Here is an 8,855-nt window from a genome sequence, read left to right on the forward strand (position 1 = left end):
GGTGTAACGGGAGCAACGGGAGACGCAGGCGTGACAGGTGCAACCGGGGTAACGGGAGCAACGGGAGACGCAGGCGTGACAGGTGCAACCGGCGTGACCGGCGTGACTGGAGTCACTGGAGTCACCGGAGTCACCGGAACCACGGGCATAACCGGAACAACCGGAGCGACAGGCCCCAATATCGCAACGGAAGGCTTCTCGGCATTTCTGCCTTCGTTCTCGGCAGCGGCCAGCACACAGCTTACAGGGTGGACGGTGACGACACCTTATTACGACAGCGTGACTTTTAACGAAACAACGGGTAACTACACGATTCCGGCCACAGGCAGATATTCGTTTGAGGCGACTATTAACTACAGTACTACGGCTGCGATTTCAGTTGCGTTGGGTGCGGGAGTGAATCCGGCCTTTGTAGTGCGGAGAACGTCCCCTACGGTAACAGATCTGGTAACCGGGCTCTTCCCGCTGCTGAATGTTAATATTGCACTGTTGCTGACACTCCGGACGATACTGGGGAACGGTACGGTGACATTAACGGGTGAGTTTGAACTGACGGCAGGCGATGTAATCGGGCTATTTTACGCAGCAGATGGATTAACTGTTCCGCTGGATCTCGGCGGTTCCTCCTCGGGCCTTGTGTGGTCTGTACACAGACTGACGTAAGGTAATGAGACGATACGGAACCACGAGTCAGCTTAACTAAAAAAGGGCCCTTTTTGAATGACTACAAATCCACAATCCCAAACTCCGTAGGATTTTGAACTTTTATTATAGATGGCCTTATTTAGCATCAGCCGTTCTCCGGCTACACTTAAGTCATGGAAGAGAGAGACTGCTGAAGGAATCAGGAGGCGGAAGGAATGATTACTCAAGAGAAGAAAAGCGTAGCCGGTGCAGGAGACAGCCTGCCGGTACACAGGAGCACGAAGCGGGGGGCCATGCTGGGACATCTGCTGAAGCACAAAGTTCTGCTGCTGATGCTGCTGCCGGGTGTGCTTTTTTTGCTGGTCAATAATTATCTGCCGATGTTCGGGATCATTATTGCCTTCAAGAATATTAACTATGTCGACGGCATTCTCGGCAGTCCGTGGGTGGGGCTGGATAACTTTAGATTCCTGTTCGCAACCTCGGATGCCTGGATCATTACCCGCAATACGGTGCTCTACAACTTTGTGTTTATTATTCTCAACCTGGTGATTGCCGTGTCTATCGCAATTGCCCTGAATGAGCTGAAGAATAAACTGGCCGCCAAATTTTATCAGAGCATCATGTTCTTCCCGTACTTCTTGTCGATGGTTGTGGTGAGTTATCTGGTGTTCGCTTTTCTGAATGTTGAATACGGTTTCATCAATAAAGGGATCTTCGCCCTGTTCGGGCTGGATGAGCTGAACTGGTATTCCGAGCCGAAATATTGGCCGTTCATTCTGCCGCTGATCAACCTCTGGAAAGGGGTGGGCTATGGCTGTGTCATCTATCTGGCGGCCATCATCGGCATTGACAACGAATACTATGAAGCGGCCCTGATCGACGGTGCCAGCAAGTGGAAGCAGATCCTGCATATCACGATTCCGCTGATCCGTCCGGTCATCATTATCACAACGATTCTGGCCATCGGCGGGATCTTCCGCTCCGACTTCGGGCTGTTCTACCAGACCACGCTGAATTCCGGAGCACTGTACCCGACAACGCTGGTCATCGACACCTACGTCTATAACGCACTGATCAATATGGGGAACCTGGGCATGTCCGCAGCAGCGGGATTGTATCAATCGGTGGTCGGCTTCTTCCTGGTCCTCGGCTCGAACTGGATCGTGCGCAAGGTCGACAAGGACCAGGCGGTATTCTAAAAAGGAGTGGAAATCCGTGGCTAATAACGAAATATCCAGATTTACCAACATCATTCTCCATATTATTTTTATCATCCTGTCCATTACCTGCCTGCTGCCGATTGTACTCGTCTTCATGATTTCCATTACCGATTATGATTACATCGTGCTGAACGGCTATCAATTTATCCCGGAGAAGCTCAGCCTGGAAGCCTATGCGTATATCTTCAAGGATTATAGCGTTGTGTTAAAAGCGTACGGCGTGTCCTTCTTCGTCACCATCACCGGAACGCTGGTCAGTGTGTTCATCTCTTCACTGTATGCTTATCCGATCTCACGGACCGATTTCAGATACCGCGGCTTTTTCGCCTTCCTGATCTTCTTCACTATGCTGTTCGGCGGCGGGCTGGTGCCCTGGTATATGGTCTATACGCAAGTGCTTGATCTCAAGAACTCCATCTGGGCGCTCATCGTGCCGATGCTGCTGTCGCCGTTCAATGTGCTGATCATGAAAACGTATTTCCAGATGAGTGTACCGCCTGCGCTGATTGAAGCCTCCAAAATCGACGGGGCCGGGGAGCTGCGGACGTTCTTCCAGATTGTTTTTCCGCTGTCCCTGCCGGTATTCGCCACGATTGGGCTGTTCAACACGCTGCACTACTGGAACGACTGGTTCAACAGCATGATTTTCATCACCGATACCGACCTCTATTCCCTGCAATATCTGATGTACAAAATGATCTCCCAGGCGGATTACCTGAGCCGCAACGGCGCACTCATTCAGGGCTCGGCCACCGAGCTGGCCAAATTGCCGGGGGAAACGATCCGCATGGCGATGGCACTGATTGGCATTGGTCCGATCGTGCTCGCGTATCCGTTCTTCCAGCGGTATTTCATCAAAGGCTTGACGCTTGGCTCGATTAAAGGCTAACCTCGGAATCAACCGATTAGCATATATTGTTCAATCAAGGGGAGGAAACAAAGTATGGCAGGTAAAAAAGTCACGGGTCTACTGCTGTCGCTTGTACTTATGGTTGGGTTCACCCTAGCCGGCTGCTCCGGAAATAACAACAATACCGCTGCTCCTACGGAGAAGGCAGGGGAGAGCACCACGGCTCCGGCAGCCACTAAGGAAGCTACTGCAACGGAAGCGGCCGGGACGGAAGCGCCGGATGCGCTGGAACCGGTGGAGCTGTCGCTCTATCTGCCCGGCGGGCCGGATAAGGATGTGGCTTCTGTAGAGCAGGAGATCAATGCGTATCTGAAGGATAAAATAAATGCCACGATCAAGATTAACCAGCTGAGCTGGGATAAACCGGCCGATAAGGTCAACCTGATGATCCAGTCCGGCGAAGTGTTCGACATGGTCTATACCTGGAACTTCATGACCAATGCCGCCAAGGGAGCGTATCTGCCGCTGGAAGAGCTGATCGAGGAATACGCCAAGGAAACGAAGGCACAGATCAATCCTGCTTACCTGCAGGCGGCTACTGTTAACGGACATTTGTATGCGATTCCCACAGAGAAAGAGCTGGGCCAGTCCGTCGGGTTTGCTTTTGACAAAGCGATTGTCGATAAATACGGCTTCGATGTGAACAGCATCAAGAAGCTGGAGGATATTGAACCGATGCTGAAGACGATTAAGGAGAAAGAACCCGCCCTTTCCCCGCTGTTCATGAACCATACGGACAGTCTGAACTGGTTCACCGCATATCCGGAAAGTGAAGACCTCGACGGCAGTAATGAAATCCCGACGCTGCTCGATTACAAGACGATGAAGGTATTTAACGAATACGATACGCCGGAAATTGTGGAACGGCTGAAGCTGATCCGCAGCTGGTATGAAGCGGGCTATATTAACAAGAACGGTGCCACAGACAAGACCGAGCTGAAGGATGCGGTCAAAAGCGGCAAAGCCTGGTTCGTCTACGGCAATATGAATCCGACCTCCACCAATGACTGGACCCGGCTCGCCGAGAAGCCGATGATTATCAAGACACTGCTGCCGGTTGGCGTCAGCACCAAGAGCTTGCAGGGCTCCATGCTCGCCATCTCCAGAACCTCCAAAAACCCTGAACGGGCCATGATGTTCATGAACCTGATCCATACCGATCCGGTGCTCTACAACCTGCTGACCTTCGGCATTGAGGGCAAGCATTACAAGAAGCTGGAGAACAACACGGTGGAGTTCATCCCGGACAGCGGCTACAACTCCGTATCTTCCTGGATGATCGGCAATGTGCTGCTGAACTACCTGAACAAGGACGAAGATCCGAACCGCGTACAGCTGTACACTGACTGGAACAAGAACTCTGCCGTTTCGCCGGTCATCGGCTTTGTCTTCGATTCGACCAAGGTGCAGTCGCAGATCGGCGCACTGATCAATATTACGAAGCAATATAAGAACACCCTGTACTCCGGGGAAAAGGACCCTGAACCGGTCCTGAAGGAAATGAACAGCAAGCTGAAGGCCGCAGGCCTGGATGCTGTGATTACAGAAATTCAAACGCAACTGGATGCTTTCCTGGCCGCCAAATAAGCAGCTAAGGCCATAGCACGCCCGGTATTCATAGCAGGCAGTCCCAGCGGCCGCTTGCCGGATACCGGGTATTCTCATTCGCTGAACCAGCATTTGGGGAGCCCTTATCTTATTCTCAAGAAGAGGGTGTTAATGTGCGAAAACAGAAGATAACAGGCAAGTTGCTCATTACTGTTCTGGTGCTGATGTCCGTTCTGGCGCCTGGCGGGCGAATTCTGTCCGCCGGACCGCCAGCGGCACTGACTGCTGTGCAAGAAATGAAGTCACCTGCGGTGCCGCCGCTACCTGCCGCTGAATCTTCCTATGGCAGGACGGTCACAGAGGATACCTATCAACCGTTAACGCTGCTCTGGCAGGTAGGGGAGCAGGATAACAGCTCGGCAGAATTTACGGTATTTCAAGATGTGTACAGTGAGAATATCACCCTCCCCGCAAATCCCATGAGCTGGAATACCCTCTCCAAGGGCATGAAAGCAGACCACAACGGTACCATGAATCTCACCTTTAATTTAACCGAAGTCCCTCTCTACGGCGTGGAGTTCAGCTTCAAAGTTATAGATGCAAGCACCGCTATTCCGCAGCTGGCCGTATTCGCAAACGGCAGCTTCAGCGGGCTTATTCAGATTACTGGCCTGAATGATGGAGAGACCCCGCTTACGCGCACATGGAAGCAGACCTATAAGCTCTACATTCCCAAAGAACAGCTGAAGATAGGACAGAATGAGCTTAAGCTCACCGTTGACCGGGGTTTATACGCAGATCCGCAGTCTCCCGGTTATGATGGGGACAGGTATCTGTGGTTTGAGTGGGATTATTTCAGGCTGGATGCGCTGGAGGAGCAGGCCGCCGAGCCTATACACGGGCGGTATATTCATCTGGGAAGCACAATTGCCGCATCCACCTTCAGGTATGACGAGAATGCAATCCGCCATCTGGCGCCAATGACCAAGTGGCTGGGCATTGCCTACAGCGGCAACTGGATGCGCACCTCCTTCTGGTCCGATACCAGCGCAGGCTGGGACCCGCTGGGGCGAACTTATCTGGAGACGCTGCGCGACCTTAATCTGGAGCCGATGGTCAATATCATCGGCGGAAACTGGAAGAGCAATACCGAGCTGGCCGCCGGAACCATCAGTTCAGCGCTGCGGAGCTATTATGCCGGGTTCGTCAGCAAATTCGGTGATCTGTACCAGTATGCGGAAACGGGCAATGAGCCGGGATTATTCGGCTGGGCACAGAAGGCTGTGCTTGCGCTTCATGAGCTGATGGATGAGGAAAGGCAGACCAATAGCCAGCCGTACCTGAAGATTGTTGCCCCCGGCTGGGCGTACTGGCCGTATAACGGAACACCTGACGGCTGGGAGCGGGATGCCAGCCAGCGGGAGGCGATTGAGGCGCTGTCGGATGTGACCAACGGCCACAGCTATGGCGGCACCGGGGTTCAGCCATTGCCGGGCGGAAGCCTGTATGAGAATTTGCGTGTCTATAGCGAAGCGGATGAAGGCTTCGGCAAAGAAATGGCGATGAGTGAGACCGGCAGCAATGACAATCATTCCGACAATACGAAATATGGAACGTATGCTTACAGGTTCGCCTCAGCTTTTGACCGGGAGCTGCGGGGGGATATCGGCTATGTAGATCATATTATGCAGCACGCCGCCTTCTTCAATGACGGGACGGAGTTTGGGCTGTTCGATTCGGCGATCAACTGGAATACGCACCGCTACGAGGATACAGCTGCGGTGCCGGCCAATATCAACGAATCCGGGGAGACCCGGCTGAAGACGTTCCGCAGACTGGCCGCCGCTTATGCGACCCATGGAAGCCCGCTCAGCTACGAAGTTCTCAATGCGGCTGCATTAACCGGGCAAAAGGCATATTTCCGCGCAGTGGATACCTCGGCGCTGGGGGTTACAGCCATAGGCGCTTCGTCCGATAAAATTCTGCTGAACTTCGTCAACTTTGAGGAATCGCCGGTAACGATGCAGGTACGGGTTGCGATGCCGTCCAGCGGAACGTATACGGGGGAACGCTTCGGTGCAGGAGATAGCTATGCTGCGGCCTACTCCCGGGTTCAGCTGACAGCAACACCGTATATTACCCTTACGGTTTCGCTGGGTGCCGGGGAGACCGTCCAGTATATTCTGGATGAGCAGGAGAGTACTCTGCCATCCGCTCCGGCCAGTCCGGCAGCACTGGCCGTGAGTCATGAGCAAATCAGGCTGACCTGGAATGCCTCCACAGATAATGATGCGGTCGTCAGCTACAACGTGTACCGTGACGGCGGGACAGCTCCGGTAATTAATGTTCCTGGACGCCTTACCTTCTGGAGTGACTATACCGTAGCGCCCCAGACCACTTATAGCTATAATGTTCAGGCTGTGGACGATTCCGGCAATGTATCGCCGCTAAGCACGGCTGTATCCGCCACCACACCGGTAATGCCGGTTACGCCGCATGTCACGGGAGATCCGGCCAAATTCGAGGCGGAAGCTACCTCCTTTGCCCTGCCGCTGAAGACCAGCAATAACAGCAGCGCCTCGGGAGGGAAGGTAGTCGAGCAGACGCATGGCGGGGGTCTGGCTATTCAGGGCTTTTATTCCACGAACGGCGGCAGCTACACCTTAACTATTGCATACGCTTCCAATCAGGAATCGAAGAAGAATATCCTAGTTAACGGAGTGAAGCAGTCCACAGTTACGCTGCCCTCTACGGGAAGCTGGACTGCCAATATAACCGCACGGCAGTATGGGATTACGCTCCAGGCGGGCTATAACACAATCAGCTTCACCTCGGCAGGAAACGGGGCGAATATCGATTATTTCAGGCTGGAAGAGGGGCTGTATGTTCCGGTCTCCGCGTGGTACCCGGTTGCGCATAATCATGCTTACATCGACTATACCGGGTTCGAGACCGCGCCGAATGGGGTCTCCCATGTGACCTATGGACCGGATGCTTTGGCAGGGTTTAGCTTTAACGGCACCGGCGTCCGCTGGAGATCGGATATCAAAAGCGATATGGGCAGTGCTGACGTCTATGTCGACGGCGAATATATGGAGACGATAGTGATTCCGCAGGCCGGACTTGAGGGGGATCATAAAATCGTCTACGAGCTGACGGGCCTGGAGTACGGGCTGCACCGGATTGAAATTACAGGCACCCAGGGAAAAGTCATGGTGAGCGGACTGGAGTTCCAGAGCTATGAATCGGTATTGCCGGCTCCGGGGCCGGATCTGACCGTGACGGATATCGGCTGGAATATCGTGAACAGCGACGGCAGCCCTTCGGCGCACAGCACTCCGCAGCTGGGGGATTCGCTGATTTTCTGGGCCAAAGTGAAGAACATCGGCGTCCGCCCTACACCGCTGAATACATCAACCGGACTCGGACAGATCACCGGCGGCGCCTTTTCGGTAAATGGCGGGGTTGTATCCTGGTCGGACACGAACACCAGCGTGATCCAGCCGGGCGAAGAGATCACATTAACAGCAAACAGCAGCGCCCAGGGAACGCCCCGCTGGACAGTGCCGACCATTGGCAGCTTCACCATAAGCTTCTTTGTGAATGATATCTGGCGGTATGCCGAGATGAACAAGGAGAATAACAAATTAAGTGAGGCCCTACTCATCAGTCTGCCCTGACGGGCGGATTACAAAGGCTTGGGCTCACGAATGAAGACTTATGCTCCCCGTGTGCTTTGAAGTGTGAAGCGGCGGGGAGTTTCTATTTCTGGGAAATGACTATATTTCGTCTGCAGAGGATAGGCTTCTTTGGAATTGGAGCAGATTCGTCTGAAGGACGAATCTGTCCTGTGTCCGGGATCTCTCTGAATCCGCCTGAAGTGGGCGGTACGGGAAAATCAAAGGGATAAATCCCTCTGAATCCGCCGAAAGTGGGCGGTATGGGGAAATTAAAGGGATAAATCCCTCTGATGCCACCAAAAGTGGGCTGGACGGGGAAATTAAAGGGATAAATCCCTCTGAATCCGCCAAAAGTGGGCTGGACGGGGAAATTAAAGGGATAAATCCCTCTGAATCCGCCAAAAGTGGGCTGGACGGGGAAATTAAAGGGATAAATCCCTCTGATTCCGCCGAAAGCGGGCAGTAGGAGGAAATGAGGAGCATTAGTGCCCCTGAATGCGCCGAAAGTGGGCAGAGCAGATTCGTCTGAAGGACGAATCTGTCCTGTGTCCGGGATCTCTCTGAATCCGCCTGAAGTGGGCGGTACGGGAAAATCAAAGGGATAAATCCCTCTGAATCCGCCGAAAGTGGGCGGTATGGGGAAATTAAAGGGATAAATCCCTCTGATGCCACCAAAAGTGGGCTGGACGGGGAAATTAAAGGGATAAATCCCACTGATTCCGCCAAAAGTAGGCGGTATGAGGAAATTAAAGGGATAAATCCCTCTGATTCCGCCGAAAGCGGAGAGCATGGGGAAAACAAAGGGATAAATCCCTCTGAATCCGCCAAAAGTGGGCTGGACGGGGAAAT

At 53.3% G+C, this 8,855-nt stretch carries 5 protein-coding genes and 1 pseudogene; 5 read left to right on the forward strand and 1 reads right to left on the reverse strand.

The features are described 5' to 3' along the window. The 5 genes and pseudogenes from QW71_RS35285 to QW71_RS35305 all read left to right on the forward strand — a co-directional run. Nucleotides 1-663 (forward strand): annotated as a pseudogene (locus tag QW71_RS35285) (collagen-like protein); the annotation flags it as partial. A 197-nt stretch (nt 664-860) separates the two neighbouring features. After that, on the forward strand, nt 861-1,847 hold the full coding sequence (locus QW71_RS35290; RefSeq protein WP_200906009.1) for a sugar ABC transporter permease: 987 nt from the start codon (nt 861-863) through the stop codon (nt 1,845-1,847). A gap of 16 nt (nt 1,848-1,863) precedes the next feature. Then, a complete protein-coding gene (locus tag QW71_RS35295) occupies nt 1,864-2,757 on the forward strand; it encodes a carbohydrate ABC transporter permease (RefSeq protein WP_039310428.1) in 894 nt (297 codons plus the stop codon). Between the two features lie 54 nt (nt 2,758-2,811). Beyond that, a complete protein-coding gene (locus QW71_RS35300; protein ID WP_039310430.1) occupies nt 2,812-4,365 on the forward strand; it encodes an ABC transporter substrate-binding protein in 1,554 nt (517 codons plus the stop codon). Nucleotides 4,366-4,499: 134 nt separating this feature from the next. Beyond that, complete coding sequence (locus QW71_RS35305; RefSeq protein WP_039310431.1) at nt 4,500-8,006, forward strand: polysaccharide lyase family protein; 3,507 nt, start codon at nt 4,500-4,502, stop codon at nt 8,004-8,006. Between the two features lie 82 nt (nt 8,007-8,088). Here the strand turns inward: QW71_RS35305 and QW71_RS40750 are convergent. Next, on the reverse strand, nt 8,089-8,855 hold a 767-nt coding region (locus tag QW71_RS40750), incomplete at its 5' end, for a hypothetical protein (RefSeq protein ID WP_039310433.1).

Origin of the sequence: Paenibacillus sp. IHB B 3415 (assembly GCF_000802655.2) — a bacterium.
Lineage (GTDB): Bacteria > Bacillota > Bacilli > Paenibacillales > Paenibacillaceae > Paenibacillus_AQ > Paenibacillus_AQ phytohabitans.